The sequence below is a fragment of the Citricoccus sp. K5 genome (assembly GCF_902506195.1).
GTDB lineage: Bacteria > Actinomycetota > Actinomycetes > Actinomycetales > Micrococcaceae > Citricoccus.
In genome coordinates, this window is record NZ_LR732817.1 from 2,999,447 (window position 1) to 3,014,836 (window position 15,390).

Here is a 15,390-nt window from a genome sequence, read left to right on the forward strand (position 1 = left end):
ACCCATAGGAGTTTAGGACGTCGAGGCCCCCTATCGCAAACTGTGTCCACGCACTCGGGGCAGGATGGAGGGGTGAACGACGATCCCAGCCCTTCCCCCGCCGATCCTGCCGATCCCACTGATCCGTCCGAGCCCGACCCCGTCGGCGTCGACATGTCCGAGGACGACTTTGACCAGGCGGTGTCCGATGCCCTGGATGCCATCCCCCCTGCCCTGGCTCAGCGACTGTCCAACGTGGCCGTCTTCGTGGAGGAGGAGTACGAACCGGAACCATGGGAGGACCCGGAGATGGAACTGCTGGGCCTCTACGACGGCATCCCGCTGACCGAACGGGCTGAGATGCCGTTCCAGCTCCCGGACCGGATCGTCGTCTTCCGTGGTCCCTTGTTGCGGATGTGCAACGACCGCGAGGAACTTGTCGAGGAGATCACCGTGACCGTGGTCCACGAGGTCGCGCACTTCTTCGGGATCGACGACGACACCCTGCATGCCCTGGGATGGGGCTGACCGTCCGGGGCGTCCGTTCCACCCGGGAACGGCAACACGCCCGGCCATACGCCGGGAAATGACACCATTGTTGTTTATGATTCTGATGGGACTCGTGTTGCTTTTGTGACAAAAGTGCATCTATTGTCACTACCGTGGCGCCTTTTGGCAGGCACGTGACCATCACGCGTTATTCCCGTGACGGTGACGTGACCATCCCGCACCGTGGTTCGGCCCATCCTGACGATGACCGGACCTGCCAACCCCCTCGCACGGGTGCCACAGTGAGGAACTGCCGTGAACACCCGCCGCACCGTGGGAGTGACCGCTGTCGTGGCCGCCGTCGCCGCCACCGCCCTGGCCGCCGCATCTCTGCCAGCCGTCTTCGACGCGTCCTCGGACACCGTCCAGGCGAACCTGCAGCGCGCCGACCAGTCGACTGACGCCACCGAACCGGACATTGACCGCCCGAAGATCCCCGCCCTTGATGACGTGGTGGCCGCCAAGGAGCAGTCCTCCTCCAAGTCCGCGATGGCCGATCGTCTGCAGGTCTCCATCCGCCAGTCCGCGGAGCGGGAGCGCCAGGCCGAGGCCCGTGCCCAGCAGGCCAACGAGGGCGTCCGCACCGCCAACGAGGCCCTGGCAGAGCGTAACGAGACCGCCAACGCGGCCCGCCACCGCGCCGATGCGACCACCGAGGCGGCTGGCACCGCCCGCGATGAGTCCGGCACCGTGGCCGCGGATCTGTATCGCGGCGGACAGGCCAGCGCCGGTGAGGTCCTCCTCGGCGACGAAGACGTCTTGGCCCGCCAGGCCACCGCGGAGAAGGTCGCCGCGGACAAGGCCCGCGTGGCCGAGGAATCCGCGCGCCAGGCCGCAGAGGCCGAGGAGCTGGCCCGCCAGGCCGAGGCAGCGCAGGCCGCCCAGGCGGAGGCCACAGCCGCCGCCGAGGAGCAGCAGCGTCGCCTCGAAGCAGCGGCCCAGGCTGCCGCGCAGGCCGAGCAGCAGAACGAGGCCGACCGCGAGCAGCTGATCTCCCTCCTGGCCGAGCTCGAGGACCTCACCGTGGCCGAGGCCACCAGTCAGGTCGAGGCCATGGAACAGTCCGAGCGGGACAACGCCCTCCAGGACGCCATCGCCGCCTCGGAGCAACTGGCCGAGGAGCCGGCGGCGGACGCTCCGGCACCGACCGCCGCACCCGCTGCCGGCACCGATCCGGCCAGCACCGCACCGGCCACCACGGTTCCCGTGATCCCCGCGGCCCCCGCGAGCACCCCCACGGCAACGGCCACGCCGTCCGCCACCGCCACTGCCTCGCCGTCCCCGACGAAGTCGGCAACGGCCTCCCCCACTCCCACGAAGACGCCGACTGCGACGCCGACCCCCACCCGGACGGCCACCCCGACTCCGGCTCCGAGCACGCCGGCCGCCCCGAAGCCCACGAAGACGCCGGCGCCCACCAAGACGGCCGCCCCGAAGCCCACCCCGGCCCCGACGTCGGGCTCATGGACCTCGACCGCCACCACCTGGGCCGTCAACAAGGCCAATGAGGCGGGCACCTTCTACACCTGGGGCGGCAACGGCCCGAAGGGCTATGACTGCTCGGGCTTCACCCGGGACGCCTTCGATGCCGCCGGCAAGTATCTGCCGCGCACGTCGACCGACCAGTACCGGGCCGCCAAGCAGTACGTCCCGCTGTCCCAGCTGCAGCCCGGTGACCTGGTGTTCTGGTCCTCCAACGGCGGCTCCAGCATGTACCACGTGGCCGTCTACATCGGTGACGGCAAGATCGCGCACGCCCGCAACCCCACCATGGGCATCTCCGTGACCGCGCTGAACTACGGCGGCATGTACAACATCCACCCGTACGCCGGGCGCTACTGACCCGTCGGGTCAACGCCTTCCCGCACAGCTCACGACGCCGGCCGGTCACCTTCCGCAGGGAAGGCGACCGGCCGGCGTCGTGAGTGGTGTGAACACCTCAGGTCAGGAGAAGGTGGGGCCGAAGCTCGCGCGATGGGCCAGGCGGCTGTCCTTGAGATACGGGACCACCATGACGGGCCCGTGCGCGTGAGAGATGACGCCCTGGGAGGTCGAGCCCAGCAGGGCGCCGGCGAAGCCGCCGTGGCCGCGGGTGCCGACCACGGTCAGCCGGGCCGTCTTGGACTCGTTGACCATGACATCCACAGGGACACCGTCCACGATGTCCGAGGTGATCTCGAGGGCGGGGAACTCGGATTGCAGCCACTCGATGCCAGCCTCGAGCCGTTCCCGCATCTCACCGACCAGGGACTGCTCGTCCACGGTGGCGGGCAGCCAGGCGACGGCCCCGGAGATCGGCGGCATGGCGATCACCACGCGCAGCGGTGACTGACGGACCTCGGCCTCGAGGGCGGCGGCGAGGGCCGCGATCCGGCCCTGCTCAGAGCCGTCCACGCCCACGATGACGGGCACCCCGGCGGCGGCGCGGGAGGCATGCTCGCCCTTGGGGACGATCACCACGGGGCACTTGGCGTGAGCGGGAAGGGCGGAGGCCACGGAGCCGAGCAACCGGCCGAAGAAGCCACCGCGTCCGCGGGAACCGGCCACCAGCAGGTTGGCGTTGGCGGAGTAGTCGACGAGGACACCGGCGGCGTCCCCCATCTCCACGCGGTGCACGAGCGGCACCTCGAGGCGGCCGAGCTGGTTGACCACCCCCTGCAGCACCTGCATGGCGCCGTCACGGATCATCGTGTCGTCCGGGACGCCGTAGCCGGCCTCGAGTGCCGAGGCCGCGAACACGGGCATCGTGTAGGCGGTGACGAGGGTCAGCGGCAACCCGCGCAGTTCGGCCTCCCGGGCGGCCCACTTGGCGGCCGAGACGGACTGCTCCGAACCGTCCACACCCACCACGATGCCGTGGGTGGTGGCGGCATCCTGGGTGGTCGGGGTGTTGTCCTGTTCGTGCGAACCGGTCATGACGGCCTCCTGTCATTCCTGCCCGTTGTCTCCGTTGACACGGGATGATGGTGATTCCAGTTTAGGACCCTTGCAGCGGTTCCTCGCAGTACCTGGCCCCGGCCGTGAAGTTATCGAGGGGTTCCACCAGGCGTGTGGGCAGGGGGTCGGAGAGCAGGTGGCGTACGAGGGCGTCCCGGCGGGCGCCCCCTCCGGTCAACGGTCCGTTGCTCGCCGCGAAGACGATGTTGCCCCGGCGCCGGCCCTTGAGCATCTGCGGATCGGCCAGCGCGGCGACCGTGGAGAACGCCTCCCGGAGGGTCGCCGCCTCCTGCCGGGCTGCCGTCAGGTCCGGGCCGCCGCCGTGGTTGACGAGGTAGATCCCGTCTCCCACCACGCGGGCCGCGGCCTGGGCGGCCTCCACCCCGATCAGGTGTCCGGGCGTGAACTGCTCCTTCGGCGTGGCCCCGGCGAACACGTCTCGGATGATCACGTCCCGGCTGCCCTCATGCGCTCCGGCGAGCACCTCGCCCGCCTCCGCCACCCGGATGCGCAGCTGCGGGGCGCGGGGCAGGGCGAACCGCTCCCGTGCCAGGGCGGCCAGGCCGGCGTCGAGCTCGACGGCGGTCTGCCGGGCATTCGGGAACCACACGGCCGCCCAGCGGGCCAGGGTGCACCCGGCTCCACCGAGATGCAGGATCCGCAGCCCGGCATCCGGCTCCCAGCGGTGCATCACGACGGCGGCCATCCACCGCATGTACTCGAAGCCCAGTTCCAGCGGGGTCTCCGGATTGATCTGGGACGACTCCGCCCCGTTGAGCTTGAGCAGCCAGGCGCCATCCGTGAACGGGTCCGGCGTGATCTCGGCGGTGCCGGCGTCGATCGGGAAGACTCCCGGCTCGAGGGCCGGCTCGGCGGCGCCGCGACGGCTCCGTTCCCCGCGGTGATCCTTCCGGCCTCCCTGCGCGCCCTTCGCCCCGGCCTTGCCGGCCTTCGCCACGCTCTTGCCGCTCTTGCCGGACGTGGAGCCACGGTCACGTGCCACGGCGCACCATGAGCCGTTCCGTCAGCCCGGCCCAGGGGCCGTCCATCGGGACCGGGTCCCCCACCGCGGCGAATCCGTGCCGCCGGTAGAAGGACCGGGCGCGGGCGTTGTCCTCGACCACCCACAGCAGGCAGGGGCCATCGCCGATCGCCCGCTCCAGCAGGGCGTCGGCCACGCCGCTGCCCTGGGCCTCGGCCAGGACGTACAGCGCGTAGAGCTGGGTCTGCGGCAGGTCGGCATCCTGCGGTACCTCGGGTTCCTCAGGTTCCTGCGGTTCTTGGACGGGTCCGGCCGCAGCCAGGCCCACGCAGCGCCCCCGGGAGTCCTCTGCCATCCAGAGGACCTGCCCTCGCGCCATCAGCCGGCGCCAGTGCTCGGCCTGGCGGTCCAGGGTGGCCTCCGCCGCAGCGAAGAACGACTCGTCCCGCAGGTGCCCATAAGCCTCCCGCCAGGACCGGGCCTTCATGGAGAGCACGGCCTCAAGGTCCGCGGGGGCGGCGTCGCGAACGTAGTAGCGGGTGCCGGCGGCACCGTGTCCTCGGGGGGTCACTGGTCCTTCAGTGCTGCTTCCAACCGTTCCAGCTTGCCATCCAGCTCGCCGGTGTGGCCGGGACGGATGTCCGCCTTGAGGACCAGGGAGATGCGGGATCCGTAGGGGGCCACGGCCTCGACGGCCTCCTTGACCACGCCCATGACCTCATCCCATTCGCCCTCGATCTCCGTGAACATCGAGGAGGTTCGGTGGGGCAGGCCGGAGCCGCGGACCACCTTCACGGCCGCGGCCACGGCGTCATGCACGGAGCCGTCCCCGGGCTGGCTGTGGGCGGCCGGGCCATCGGGACGGGGGTTGCCGGAGGGGGAGACAGAGAAGGCGATGATCATGTGCCCAGTCTGCCCCACCACCCCCGGCGGATCGAAGCCCCCGGGCCGGGTCAGCCGCCGAAGAGCGGGGAGACCGCCTTGACCAGTTCGTTGGCACCCAGCACCACGAACACCAGGGCGGTGATGCCGAGCAGGCCGTTGTGCACCCAGTTGTTGCGGAACTGGGAGGGGACCAAGCGCTTCTGGTTGTTCAGGATCAGCAGGGTGACCGCCAGGAACGGCATGAACAGGGCGCCGAGCGTGCCGTAGAGCAGGATCAGGAAGATCGGCCGCTCCAGGAACAGCAGGGACATCGGCAGGATGGTCAGCCAGATCAGGTAGAAGCGGGCCGGCTTCGACTTCAGCGACGGGGCGTCATCCTGGTCCAGGCTGTCCGCGGGCTTGCGGAAGTTCGTCCAGAAGTCGGCGAACATCAGCGAGACACCGTGCCACACGCCCAGCAGGGAGGAGAAGGACGCGGCGAAGAAGCCGATGAGGAAGACGTAGGAGTAGGCCTCGCCGTAGCGTTCGGCCAGCACGTTGCCGACATCCAGCAGCCCCTCGTCGCCGGCGGAGATGGCCAGTCCGGCCGAATGCAGCAGCTCCACGCCCATGATCATGGTGGCGATGACGAAGATGCCGGTGAGGCTGTAGGAGACCGCGTTGTCATACCGCATGACCTTCATCCACTTGGGCCGGTTCCAGCCCTTCTCGCGGAGCCAGTACCCGTAGGCCGCCAGGGTGATGGTGCCGCCCACGCCGCCGGCCAGGCCGAGCACGTAGAACATGGCACCGTCCTCCTCGGGGATGCGCGGGATGAGGCCGGTGAGGATGTCCCCGATGTTCGGTGCGGTCAGGAACGCGGACCACAGCACCGTGATGAACATGATGCCGATCAGCACGGTCATCAGCTTCTCGATGAGGTTGTACTTGTTGAGCCAGACCAGGCCCATGCCGATCAGGCCGGAGGCGATGGCGAAGATCTTGGAGTCCACCGCGGGGAAGAGCGTCGCGAGTGGCAGCGCCACCGAACTCATGGCGGTGGCCCCGTAGACGAAGCCCCAGATGATGATGTAGATGCCGAAGTACCAGCTGGTCCAGACCCCGAGGGTGCGCCAGCCCTGGAAGATCGTCTTGCCAGTGGACAGGTAGTACCGGCCTACGCCCTCCACGAGCACGATCTTGAAGATGACCCCGAGGACCACGGCCCACATCAGGGCGTAACCGTAGCGGGAGCCCGCGGTCAACGTGGCCACCAGGTCCGCCGCGCCCACGCCGGTGGCCGCCGCGACGATGCCGGGACCCAATGAGTTCCACTTGACCTTGACGGGTTTCTCGGTGATCTCGGCGTCGGTGAAACCGACGATGTTCGGATTGTGGACAGGATGCCCCGTGTCCACGTGGTCGCGTCTTGACATCTGTGCCCCTCGTTACTACTCCGTGCGTTGTGCACCACAGACTAGTGTGGTTTGCCGTGAGTCAAGGAATCTTCGTCACCACCACCACCAACGGCGCCGGCAAATCACTCGTCACCCTCGGGATCGCCGACTCCCTCTACAAGAGGTCCGGCAGCATCGGCTACCTCCGCCCGGTCGTACCCGGGGACTCCGTGGAGACAGACCCCATGGTCCAGTTGATGCGGGAGGACTACGGGCTCGACGCCGGCCTGGCCCGGGGCGGCGTGACCGCCGCCGAAGCGCGGCGCATGGTGGCCGAGGGCCGCACCGACGAGCTCTACGAGCGCTGCGTGGCCCTGTTCGAGAAGATGGCCGGAGCCTGCGGCATCGTGGTGGTGGAGGGCAGTGACCTGACAGGCGCTGATCCCGCCGTCGAGCTTGATCTCAACGCCGAGCTGGCCCGCCACCTGAGTCTTCCCGTGGTGGGCGTGGTGTCCGCCGCCGGGTTGGACGGCACCGCTGCGGCCGACGCGGTGGACTTGGCCCGGCGCACCCTGGACGAGTCCGGCGTGGACCTGTTGTCCATGATCGTCAACCGGGCCGATCCGGCCCGCCTCGAGGAGATCGAGACCGCCATCCGGCCCGGCCGCCATGAGTGGCCCGTGTACGTGCTGCCGGAGTTGCCGGAACTGTCCCTGCCGTCCGTCTCCGAGGTCGCCACCGCGCTCGGGCTGACCCAGGTGGCCGGGAACCTGAACCTGGACCGCGACGTCTCCGAGGTCAAGGCCGTCTCCATGGAAGGCGGCAACTTCCTGCAGATCCTCCGTGAGGGCGCCCTGGTGCTGGTCTCCGGCGACCGCTCGGACGCCGTCCTGGCCACCGTGGCCTCGTCACTGGCCCCGGAGTTCCCCGTGGCCTCCGGGATGATCCTGACCAACGGGATCGAGCCCAACGAGCAGATCCGGCGCCTGTACGCCGAGGCCCCGTTCCCCATCTTCACCACGTTCGCGGACACCTTCAGCACGGCGCGGGCCGTGTCCGCCGTGCGCAGTGAGCTCTCCAGCGCCCAGCCCCGCAAGACGGCCGCTGCCCTGGGAGCCTGGCACCAGCGCGTGGACGGCACGGAGCTGCTGCAGCGCATCGACCTGCCGCGCGCCGCGCGCACCACGCCCCTGCGTTTCCTGCACGGGCTGATCGAACGGGCCCGGTCCGAGCGGAAGACGATCGTGCTCCCGGAAGGTGAGGACACCCGCATCCTCCGCGCGGCCGAGATCCTGCGCCGGCGAGACGTCTGTGACCTGGTGGTGCTCGGCCACGAGGCCACCATCCGGGACCTCGCCGCCAAGGAGGGGGTGGACCTGGCCGGGCTGACCCTGGTGGACCCCTCCACCTCCGAGGCCCGCGAGCGCTACGCCGAGGAGTACTCCCGGCTCCGCGCCCACAAGGGGATCGACCTGGAACGCGCCCGGGACATCATGACCGAGGGCGCCTACTTCGGCACGATGATGGTCCAGCTGGGAGACGTGGACGGCATGGTCTCCGGCGCCGCACACACCACCGCGAACACGATCCGCCCGGCACTGGAGTTCGTCAAGACACGGCCCGGCGTCTCGATCGTCTCCTCCGTGTTCTTCATGCTGCTGCCGGACCGCGCCCTCGTCTACGGGGATTGCGCCGTGAATCCGGATCCGAACGCCGAGCAGCTGGCGGACATCGCCTACGCCTCCTCGCTGACGGCGCAGCAGTTCGGGGTGCAGCCGCGCGTGGCCATGCTGTCCTACTCCACCGGGGGTTCGGGGACCGGGGACGCCGTGGACAAGGTCCGCACGGCCACCGAACTCGTGCGGGACGAGCACCCGCAGCTCAAGGTGGACGGCCCCCTGCAGTACGACGCGGCCGTCAACGCCTCGGTGGCCGCCTCGAAGATGCCGGATTCGGAGGTGGCCGGCCAGGCCACCGTGTTCGTCTTCCCGGACCTGAACACCGGCAACAACACGTACAAGGCAGTCCAGCAGTCCTCCGGGGCCGTCGCCGTCGGGCCGGTCCTGCAAGGGCTGAACAAGCCGGTCAACGACCTCTCGCGGGGCTGCACCGTGGACGACATCGTCAACACGGTGGCCATCACCGCCATCCAAGCCCAGTCCGGCCAGTCCGGCCGACCGGGAGAGTGAACCCATGCTGATCCTCGTCATCAACTCCGGCTCCTCGTCGCTGAAGTACCAGTTGCGCGAGGTCGCCGCGGACGGCACGGAGCCTGCGGAGCCCGTGGTCGCCCAGGGCCTGGTGGAACGCATCGGCGTGCCCGGCTCCGGGGTGGACAACCACGCCGAGGCCCTCGAGCAGATCGATGCGGAGCTGGAGCAGGTGCTCCAGGGCCGTAGCATCGACGCCGCCGGTCACCGTGTGGTCCACGGCGGGGAGCGCTTCAAGGCCCCGACCCTGGTCACCATGGAAGTCATCCGTGCCATCGAGCGCCTGGCACCACTGGCCCCGCTGCACAACCCCGCCGCGGCGCAGGGTCTGCGCGCCATTGCCGAGAAGTGGCCGGACATGCCGCAGGCCGTGGTCTTCGACACCTCGTTCCACCAGTCGATGCCCGAGGAGGCCTGGCGGTATGCCCTCCCGGACTCCCTCTACACGGAGAACGGCATCCGTCGGTACGGTTTCCACGGCACCAGCCACGATCTCGTCACGGGGATCGCCGCGGAGACGCTGGGCATCCCGCGCGCCGAGTTCAACGCGGTGATCCTGCACCTGGGCAACGGCGCCTCCGCCACGGCCATCCGCGGTGGGGCGTCGGTGGACACGTCCATGGGCTACACGCCGCTGGCGGGGCTCGTGATGGGCACCCGGTCCGGGGACGTCGACCCCTCGATCATCACGCACCTCATCCGCAACGGCGCGTACGACGCGGAGCAGATGGACCGGTTACTCAACAAGGAGTCCGGGCTGCTCGGCATGACCGGCAACGCCGACATGCGCCAGGTCATCGACTCCGCCCACGCCGGCCACCGGCGGTCCCGGACCGCGCTGAAAGTGGCGTCCTACCGCCTCGCGAAGTACGTGGGCGGCTACCACGTGGCTGTCGGCGGCGCCCAGGCCGTGGTCTTCACGGCCGGCATCGGGGAGAACTCGGCGCCGTTCCGCTCGGCCGTGCTGGACCGCCTGGAACCCCTGGGCATCGCCTACGACGCCGAGGCGAACCTTGAGCGGTCCGACGCAGCCCGCGTGATCTCCACCGAGGAATCGGCCATTCCCGTCCTGGTGGTGCCCACGAACGAGGAGCTGGCGATCGCCCAGCTCACCCTCGCGGTGGCGCAGGAGCACGGCGCACTGGGGCGCTAGTCCGCCGGGACCACCGCCACGTCACCCTCCCGCCGGGAGTCCTGGGCCCCGGTGATGGTGCCGGTCTCGTAGTCGATCTCCAGCGCCTGCACCGAGCCGAAGACGGCGTCGGCCCGCTCGGTCACGCGCGGCTGCCACCCACGCTGGCGGATCAGGGCGGCCACGTCCTGCGCCGGCTGCTCCTCCAGGGAGAGCACACCGTCCTGGAGATAGTGGCGCGGTGAGTCGACCGCCTCCTGCAGCGGCGCCTCCTGGAGGGCCCAGGGCACCATGACGGTGGCGAGGATCGAGGGGATGACCTGCCCGCCCGGCGATCCCAGGCCCATGACCACGCGGCCCTCGGAGTCCAGGACCAGGCTGGGCGCCGACCAGCTGACGGACTTGCGCCCCGGCTCCGGCTGGTTGGCGGGGGTGTCCAAGGACTCGAACCGGGACAGCTGGTTGTTGAGGAAGAACCCTCCCACGGTGCTGCTCTCCGCACCGCCCCAGAAGCTGGTGATCGTGTTCGTCATGGACACGGTCAGTCCCTCGTCGTCCACCACGGTCAGGTGGGTGGTGTTCCCCGCCTCAGCGGGCTCAGCGGGCTCAGCGGGCTCAGCGGCTGAGGAGAGCGCCGGCGCCACCTCGGTCCGGGCCAGCTCGGCGTTGGCCTCCGGATCCGTGAGCCGGTCCACGGGGACGTCCACGAACGCCGGGTCCCCGAAGGACTCCGTCACGCTGGCATCGGCCACCCGCCAGGCCGCGGCCATGGCGTCCACATACTCCGCGGACCCGGGCTCGGCCTCCGCCACCCCGAGCGCCTCGGCGACCTGCAGGAATTGCACGACGGCGGCACCGGGCAGCGGCGGTGCGGCCGAGACGTACTCGTAGTCGCCGACCGGGCCGCTGACCGGTTCGGTGGTGTCCGTCTCATAGGCGGCGAGGGACTCGGCATCGAGTCCGTCCACGGCGGTGAGGTCCTCCGCCAGGCTTCCGGTGTAGAGGGCGTCCGGGCCCTCCTCGGCCAGCGTCTCCATGGTGGCCGCCAACTCTGCCTGGACCAGGGTCTCTCCCTCCCCCAGCGGAGCGGCGCCTCCCGAGCCCTCCGCGCCCTCACCGGCTGACCCGGAGTGGAACGCGGCGATCCCCTCGATGGCGCCGGGCCCGTAGTCGGAGCGCATCCGCTGGGCCAGCAGGGGCGAGACCGGAAACCCCTCCTCGGCCAGCTCGATGGCGGGGGCCAGCAACTCGGACCACTCCAGGGAGCCGTGTTCGGCGTGCAGGGTGGCCATGCCGTCCACGAAGCCCGGGACACCGGTGCCGGAGGCCGGGATGTCCCCGTCCTGGGCCACGGTCTCGCGGTAGTCATAGGCCAGCGGGTCCCCGTCTCCGCGGGCGACCAGGGCCGAGCCACCTCCCCCGATGCCCGAGGCGAAGGGTTCCACCACGGCCACGGCGAAGGCGGTGGCGACGGCGGCATCGGCGGCGTTGCCGCCCCGTTCCAGAATCTCGGTCCCGACGTCCACCGCCGCCGGGTGTCCGGCGGCGACCGCCTGCTCCTGGAGCGCTGATGCGGAGGCGGACGGGGCCGGCGTCGTTGCGGGGGTGCCGTTCGAGGGACCGGAGACTGAGGAGGACGGAGAGCCGGAGGCCGGGTCCGATGGTTCCTCCGGGGCCGGGGAGGCGCATCCGGTCAGGGCCAGCAGCACGGCCGAGAGGACGGCCACGCAGGACAGGGCGGGGACGGAGGTGCGGGTCCGCTGCATCAGGGTTCCTCGGGTGCTCGAGTACGGCGGGCCCGAGCGATACTAACGGTTCCGTCTGTGCACGGTCTGGGCGGCGGCTGGGCGCGTCATCCAGTCGCCGTCCCTACACTGCCCACGACCTCCCCCGCCACCACCACCGCACAGGACAGAATGGCTTCCATGACCCCAGCCAACGTGCCGGCCGCCTCGGGTTCCCCCGCTGCGTCTCCGCCCTCCGGCGTGCGCCTGACAGGCCTCGACGCGGCCCGGGCTCTGGCCATCATCGGCATGATCGCGGTGAATGTGGGCCCCCGGGGTGAACCGGGGATCGCGGGATTCATGTACGACCTGCCGGTGGGGCGGGCCTCCATCCTGTTCGTGGTGCTGGCCGGCGTGGGAATGTCCTTCCTGACCGGATCCGCCCGCCGGCCCGGTGGGCGGCTGCCGTGGAGGACGGTCCTGTGGCGCTCCGCACTGCTGTTCGCCGGTGGGCTGGCCCTACAGGAACTGGGGCACGACGTCAGTGTCATCCTGGCCGTGTACGGGGTGCTGTTCCTGCTGTCCCTGCCGCTGCTGAAGGCTCCGACCCCGGTCATCGCGGCCCTGGCGGGGGCCCTGCTGGCGGTGGGGCCCGTGGTCTGGATCGGGGCGCAGCTGGCCTCCGGGACCGCCTTCCAGTTCGCTGACCCGGACCTGAGCAACGACGCTCCCCACCTGCTCCACCGGATCTTCCTCTCCGGCTCCTACCCGGTGCTGGTGTGGTGCGTCCCCTTCCTGGTGGGGCTCATCCTGGGACGGGCACCCCTCACCGACCGCAGGCTGCAGAAGCGGCTGGTGGTGTGGGGCGGGGTCGCGGCCATCGGCGCCTATGCACTCTCGCAGGTCCTGGTCCGCATGCTGGGCCAGCCGGGGAACGAGATCGGCTGGGACCGGCTCCTGTCCGCCGTCGGGCACTCGCAGATGCCGTTGTGGCTGGTCTCCAGCATCGGCACGGCACTCGTGGCCCTCGGCGGGTTCCTCTGGGCCGGGGACCTCGTGGACCGCCGCCTGGGCATGCTGGTCTCGGCCGGACGGCTCTCCCTCACGATCTACGTGGCGCACCTGTTCGTCCTCGCGGCCATCATCCGGCCGGAGCCGCACACCCTGCTCCGGGGCTACCTCATCACGATCGTGTTGTCCGCGGTGCTGGTCCTGCTGGCCCACCTGTGGGTGAAATGGCGGCCGATCGGGCCGTTGGAGCAGCTCATGCGCCTGCCCCGGCGACTCTGAGGTTCAGGCCCCGGTACCGACCAGCACGCGCTCACGGCGGCGGACCCGCTCCAATACGCGGGCCGGCAGGTTCGTGGTGATCTGCTGCACCCCGGCCCTCAGCAGCAGGTCCACGTCCTCATCCCGGTCCGCCGTCCACACCCGCAGGGTGCGTCCCGCCGCGAGCCACGCCTTCACGTCCGCCAGGTTCTCCCGCACATAGGCCAGCCCCGGCCCGGCGATGCCCGCGCGGCCCTCCCAGATCAGCCGTTCCGCATCCGCCACGGCCTGCCGCAGCGTGGCCCGCACGGCAGCGCGGCTGAGCGGACCCAGGTTGAAGCGGCTCGGCACCGGCGCGTCCGGGACCACGGAGAGCAGCTGACACAGGTGCTCGGAGCCCACCGACGGCGCGAGGTACTGCAGGGAACCGGCGTAGAAGCTCATGAAGGTCACCTCGACCGCCCCGATCCTCGAGGTCTCCGGATCCCAGCCGGCGCCCAGCAGCCAGGACAGGGCGCGTTCCTCAAGCTCATGGCCGAAGGGGCTCGGATGCTTGAGTTCCAGGGCCAGCCGCACGGGACGGCCGGCGGCGGCGAGCAGCTCGACCAGGTCCGGCAATGTCAGCAGCTGGGCCGAGGCCGGGCCGTACTCAGCCGGAATCCGCGCCCCCTTCCATCGGTGGAAGTCGAGCCGGCGCAGCTGGGCCAGCGTGTGGTCGGCCACCGGTCCGGACCCGTCGGAGGTGCGCTCCAGGGTCGGATCGTGCAGGCAGACCAGGTGCCGGTCCCGGGTCAGGTGGACGTCCACCTCCACGCCGTCCGCGCCCTCGGCGAGCGCGTGCAGGAACGCCGCGCGGGTGTTCTCGGCGTAGGCTCCGGAGGACCCCCGATGGGCGATCACCAGCGGTCGTCGCAGCGGCCGGTGCCGGTCAGCGTCGGTAGGGTTCGGGGTGGTGCCGGGGCTCGGGGTGTCGGACACGCCCTCAGGTTACGGGGCCCGTCCCGAGAGAACCGCCGGCGAGAGGCGACAGGCTGGTTAACTTGTGCTGACACTTTGATCCCCGCCGGAGGACCCATGGATAACCAGATGCCCGACGCCGGCCCCTCCGAGGCCCAGCGCGCCTCCGCCCTGCGCCGGATGAAGGGGGTGGCCACGGGCGTCCTGGTGCTGCTGGCGGTGGTCTTCGTGGTCTCCTTCGCCCTGCAGGACGACTACCCCTGGCTGCGGTATGTCCGGGCGGCAGCGGAGGGCGGCATGGTGGGCGCCCTCGCCGACTGGTTCGCGGTCACCGCCCTGTTCCGGCACCCGATGGGCCTGAAGATCCCGCACACGGCGATCATCCCGCGGAAGAAGGACACCATCGGGGAGTCCCTGGGAGCCTTCGTGCAGGAGAATTTCCTGGACGGGGAGGTGGCCCGGGAGAAGCTCGCCGGACTGAAGCTCGCCGGCCGCGCCGGGGCCTGGCTGCGCCAACGCCCGCATGCGGAGCGGGTGGCGGCGGAGGTGTCCGCCTCGGCCGAGCGGATCCTGGACGCCATGGACGATGTCCTGGTGCGGGACCTGGTGGCCAACCTGGCCCAGAAGCACATGATCGAGCCCGATTGGGCGCCCACCCTGTCCGAGGTCCTGGGCAAGGTGACCGCCGAGCGTCACCATGACCAGGTGGTGGACCTGGTGGTGTCCCGGACGGGGGACTGGGTCACCCGGCACCCCGAGTTCTTCCTGAACAGCGTGCGGCAACGCTCCCCGCAGTGGGTGCCGGGCGTCGTCGACCAATTGCTGGCCGAGCGGATCCATGCCGAGGCCCTGAAGTACCTCGCCGCCGTGCGGGAGGACCCGGACCACGAGCTGCGCCGCTCCGTGGACGACTGGCTCGCGGATCTGGTGACCGACCTGCACCGGGATCCGGCGACCAGGGCGAAGGTGGAGCAGGCCAAGAGGGAGCTGTTCAACGATCCGCGCATGCGGGAGTGGGCCGAGCGGGCCTGGGCCACGACCAAGTCCGCACTGCTGACCCAGTTGCGGGACCCCGGCTCAGACCTGCACCTGGCACTGGTGGCTGCCCTGCAGGACCTCGGCGTCCGGCTCGAGGAGGACCCGGCCCTGGCGGACCGGGTGGACGGCTGGGCCTCCGACGGCGCCCAGCACCTGGCCCGCCGCTACGGACCGGAGCTGGTAGGGATCTTCGGGGAGACCATCCAACGCTGGGACGGCCGGCAGGCCTCCCGCACCATCGAGCTCTACCTCGGCCGGGACCTGCAGTTCATCCGTATCAACGGCTCCATCGTCGGCGCCCTGGCCGGCCTGGCGATCTACACGGTCGCCACCCTGGCCTTCGGTTAGCTGC

Annotated in this window: 13 protein-coding genes; 6 read left to right on the plus strand and 7 right to left on the minus strand. The window is 70.5% G+C overall.

Features of this window, described 5'->3' with window-relative positions:
- The first annotated feature begins 153 nt into the window (after nt 1-153).
- Nucleotides 154-507, plus strand: coding sequence for a metallopeptidase family protein (locus tag BOSE125_RS13485; RefSeq protein WP_159555189.1), 354 nt, complete (start codon nt 154-156; stop codon nt 505-507).
- A gap of 276 nt (nt 508-783) precedes the next feature.
- Entirely contained in the window at nt 784-2,370 is a 1,587-nt protein-coding gene (locus tag BOSE125_RS13490; RefSeq protein WP_159553313.1) for a C40 family peptidase, read from the plus strand.
- Between the two features lie 102 nt (nt 2,371-2,472).
- Here BOSE125_RS13490 and BOSE125_RS13495 read toward each other — a convergent pair whose 3' ends face one another.
- The 5 genes from BOSE125_RS13495 to BOSE125_RS13515 form a co-directional block, all read right to left on the minus strand.
- Nucleotides 2,473-3,444: a universal stress protein gene (locus BOSE125_RS13495; RefSeq protein WP_159553314.1), complete on the minus strand. Its 972-nt coding sequence runs from the start codon at nt 3,442-3,444 to the stop codon at nt 2,473-2,475.
- Nucleotides 3,445-3,505: 61 nt separating this feature from the next.
- The gene (locus BOSE125_RS13500; protein WP_201301212.1) at nt 3,506-4,468 is read right to left on the minus strand and encodes a spermidine synthase; all 963 of its coding nucleotides are present in this window, start codon (nt 4,466-4,468) and stop codon (nt 3,506-3,508) included.
- Complete coding sequence (locus tag BOSE125_RS13505; protein WP_236558016.1) at nt 4,458-5,018, minus strand: GNAT family N-acetyltransferase; 561 nt, start codon at nt 5,016-5,018, stop codon at nt 4,458-4,460. The genes BOSE125_RS13500 and BOSE125_RS13505 overlap by 11 nt, the downstream gene beginning before the upstream one ends.
- Nucleotides 5,015-5,350, minus strand: coding sequence for a thiamine-binding protein (locus tag BOSE125_RS13510; RefSeq protein ID WP_159553315.1), 336 nt, complete (start codon nt 5,348-5,350; stop codon nt 5,015-5,017). Before BOSE125_RS13510 ends, BOSE125_RS13505 begins: the two co-directional genes overlap by 4 nt.
- Before the next feature lie 50 nt (nt 5,351-5,400).
- Nucleotides 5,401-6,747 carry an Nramp family divalent metal transporter gene (locus tag BOSE125_RS13515; RefSeq protein ID WP_159553316.1) on the minus strand — a complete coding sequence of 449 codons (1,347 nt, stop codon included), beginning with the start codon at nt 6,745-6,747 and terminating at the stop codon, nt 5,401-5,403.
- Between the two features lie 56 nt (nt 6,748-6,803).
- Between BOSE125_RS13515 and pta the strand changes: the two genes are divergently transcribed.
- Nucleotides 6,804-8,897 (plus strand): phosphate acetyltransferase, encoded by a 2,094-nt coding sequence (gene pta, locus BOSE125_RS13520; RefSeq protein WP_159553317.1) that lies wholly within the window; start codon nt 6,804-6,806, stop codon nt 8,895-8,897.
- Nucleotides 8,898-8,901: 4 nt separating this feature from the next.
- Nucleotides 8,902-10,071, plus strand: a complete 1,170-nt coding sequence (locus BOSE125_RS13525) for an acetate/propionate family kinase (RefSeq protein ID WP_159553319.1) — start codon at nt 8,902-8,904, stop codon at nt 10,069-10,071.
- Here BOSE125_RS13525 and BOSE125_RS13530 read toward each other — a convergent pair.
- On the minus strand, nt 10,068-11,816 hold the full coding sequence (locus tag BOSE125_RS13530; RefSeq protein WP_159553321.1) for a gamma-glutamyltransferase: 1,749 nt from the start codon (nt 11,814-11,816) through the stop codon (nt 10,068-10,070). The genes BOSE125_RS13525 and BOSE125_RS13530 overlap by 4 nt on opposite strands.
- 159 nt (nt 11,817-11,975) lie before the next feature.
- Here BOSE125_RS13530 and BOSE125_RS13535 point away from each other — a divergent pair, with 159 nt between their 5' ends.
- Nucleotides 11,976-13,064 carry a DUF418 domain-containing protein gene (locus tag BOSE125_RS13535; protein ID WP_159553323.1) on the plus strand — a complete coding sequence of 363 codons (1,089 nt, stop codon included), beginning with the start codon at nt 11,976-11,978 and terminating at the stop codon, nt 13,062-13,064.
- A gap of 3 nt (nt 13,065-13,067) precedes the next feature.
- Here BOSE125_RS13535 and BOSE125_RS13540 read toward each other — a convergent pair whose 3' ends face one another.
- Nucleotides 13,068-14,021 (minus strand): glycerophosphodiester phosphodiesterase family protein, encoded by a 954-nt coding sequence (locus tag BOSE125_RS13540; protein WP_371300598.1) that lies wholly within the window; start codon nt 14,019-14,021, stop codon nt 13,068-13,070.
- 96 nt (nt 14,022-14,117) lie between these two features.
- Between BOSE125_RS13540 and BOSE125_RS13545 the strand changes: the two genes are divergently transcribed.
- Nucleotides 14,118-15,386: a DUF445 domain-containing protein gene (locus BOSE125_RS13545; protein ID WP_159553325.1), complete on the plus strand. Its 1,269-nt coding sequence runs from the start codon at nt 14,118-14,120 to the stop codon at nt 15,384-15,386.
- Nucleotides 15,387-15,390: the final 4 nt, after the last annotated feature.

Bases quoted from the DNA above. Each gene is read 5' to 3' on its own strand.
- BOSE125_RS13485 (WP_159555189.1), top strand. From the start codon at position 154: ATGTCCGAGGACGACTTTGACCAGGCGGTGTCCGATGCCCTGGATGCC.
- BOSE125_RS13495 (WP_159553314.1), bottom strand. From the start codon at position 3,444: ATGACCGGTTCGCACGAACAGGACAACACCCCGACCACCCAGGATGCC.
- BOSE125_RS13510 (WP_159553315.1), bottom strand. From the start codon at position 5,350: ATGATCATCGCCTTCTCTGTCTCCCCCTCCGGCAACCCCCGTCCCGAT.
- BOSE125_RS13515 (WP_159553316.1), bottom strand. From the start codon at position 6,747: ATGTCAAGACGCGACCACGTGGACACGGGGCATCCTGTCCACAATCCG.
- BOSE125_RS13525 (WP_159553319.1), top strand. From the start codon at position 8,902: ATGCTGATCCTCGTCATCAACTCCGGCTCCTCGTCGCTGAAGTACCAG.
- BOSE125_RS13530 (WP_159553321.1), bottom strand. From the start codon at position 11,816: ATGCAGCGGACCCGCACCTCCGTCCCCGCCCTGTCCTGCGTGGCCGTC.
- BOSE125_RS13535 (WP_159553323.1), top strand. From the start codon at position 11,976: ATGACCCCAGCCAACGTGCCGGCCGCCTCGGGTTCCCCCGCTGCGTCT.
- BOSE125_RS13545 (WP_159553325.1), top strand. From the start codon at position 14,118: ATGGATAACCAGATGCCCGACGCCGGCCCCTCCGAGGCCCAGCGCGCC.